Source organism: Roseateles sp. P5_B10 (genome assembly GCF_056400485.1).
In genome coordinates this window covers 1-1,766 of record NZ_JBFULE010000975.1, presented here as the reverse complement: position 1 = coordinate 1,766, position 1,766 = coordinate 1, and the positions used below count along the sequence as shown (strand labels likewise).

The following is a 1,766-nucleotide window of genomic DNA, read 5'->3' as shown; positions in this document are numbered from 1 at the left end:
GCTGCTGGAGCGGCTGGGCCTGGGCGACCGCCTGCACCACCGGCCCAATGAACTCTCGGGCGGCCAGCAGYAGCGCGTGTCCATCGCCCGGGCGCTGATGAACGGTGGCCAGATCATCCTGGCCGACGAACCCACCGGCGCGCTGGACTCGGCCTCCGGCGCCGAGATGCTGCGCCTGCTCGAAGAGCTGAACCAGCGCGGCCACACCATCATCCTCGTCACCCACGACGCCGCCGTGGCGGCTCATGCGCGGCGCGTCATCGAGCTGAAGGACGGCAAGGTCGTCGCTGACAACGGCACGCCGGCCGGCCACGTCGCACCCACCGAGCTGCCCAGCGATGCGCCGCCCGTGAAGGAAGGCGGCCGCCTGCGCCGACTCCAGGTGCAATGGCGCGAGGCCGTCGCGACGGCCCTGCTGGCGCTCAAGGGCAACCGGCTGCGCACGGCCCTGTCCATGCTGGGCATCAGCATCGGCATCGCCTCCGTCGTCAGCATCGTCGCGCTGACCACCGCCGCACGGGACTCCATCGAGACGGACCTCAGCAGCCTGATCTCCGGCCGCATCCCCGTCTGGCGCGGCAACCCCGCCCTGCCACCCGGGGCCGTGCCCCAGCCCTTCCGGCCGCACGAGATCGACTCGCTACGCGCGCTCAATGGCGTCAAGAGCATCACGCTGAACCGCCAGATGCAGCTGACCGCGCGACACCAGTCGCGTGACGCGATGCTGGAGGCCATCGGTGGCGACACGGTCACGCTGAAGGCACGCAAGCTCAAGCTCGTGCAGGGCCGCTACCTCAGCGCGATGGACTTCGAGACCCGCAGCCAGGTCGTCGTCCTCGACGAGAAATCGCGCGACGCGCTGTTCAAGAAGGGCGAGTCGCCGCTGGGCCAGCTCGTCTTCGTCAACCCCGGCATGGCGCCTGACGCCCAGGCCGCCCAGCAGCCAGGCGCGCCGCCACCGCCCACCGCCGCCCTGCCCTTCACGGTCGTCGGCGTCGTCGCACCCGAGGGCGGCGCCTTCAGCTTTGGCAGCTGGCTGGGCCAGCTCTACATCCCGCACACCACCTTCTCGCGCAAGCTGGACGCGCGCGCCGACGTCGACAACTTCGACGTGCTGCTGGACCTGACCGTGCCGCCCCAGCAGGTGCGCGAGCAGATCATCCACCGCCTCAAGGCCCTGCACGGCCGCGAGGACTTCGGCACCTGGAACGGCGAAGAGGAGTTCCGCAAGTTCCAGAGCGTGACCAGCGCGATGGCGGCGCTGTTCGCTGGCGTCGCGGCCATCTCGCTGCTGGTGGGCGGCGTGGGCGTCATGAACATCATGCTGGTGTCGGTATCCGAGCGCACCCGCGAGATCGGCATCCGCATGGCCGTCGGCGCGCGCCAGGGCGATGTGCGGCTGCAGTTCCTCATCGAGGCCGTCGTGCTGTGCATCCTGGGCGGCCTTGTGGGTGTCTGCCTGAGCTGGCTGGCGGCCCAGGCCGTCAACGCGGCTCAGCAGCATCTGCATGTGGTGATCAGCTGGGCGGCGCTGGGCGTGGCCTTTGCGGTGTCCAGCGGCGTGGGCCTGGTGTTTGGCACGTTGCCGGCAAGGCGCGCTGCTGCATTGAGCCCGGTGGATGCGCTGGCACGGGAGTAGAAATGGAGCCCCTCGTCCAAGGAGAACCTTGGCCGGTCCCCCGAGGGGACGGCGATGCTTGCGGCATCAAGCCGCAAGCACATCGCCAGAGCGGGCCGGCTAGGGAGCGGCCCGTCGCTCGTCCCGC

1 protein-coding gene is annotated in these 1,766 nt (G+C 70.3%); it reads left to right on the top strand.

The window, feature by feature from the left end:
- A partial coding sequence (locus AC1DU6_RS29920) for an ABC transporter permease (RefSeq protein ID WP_477861665.1) occupies nucleotides 1-1,639 on the top strand: 1,639 nt, incomplete at its 5' end.
- Between the last annotated feature and the right edge of the window lie 127 nt (nucleotides 1,640-1,766).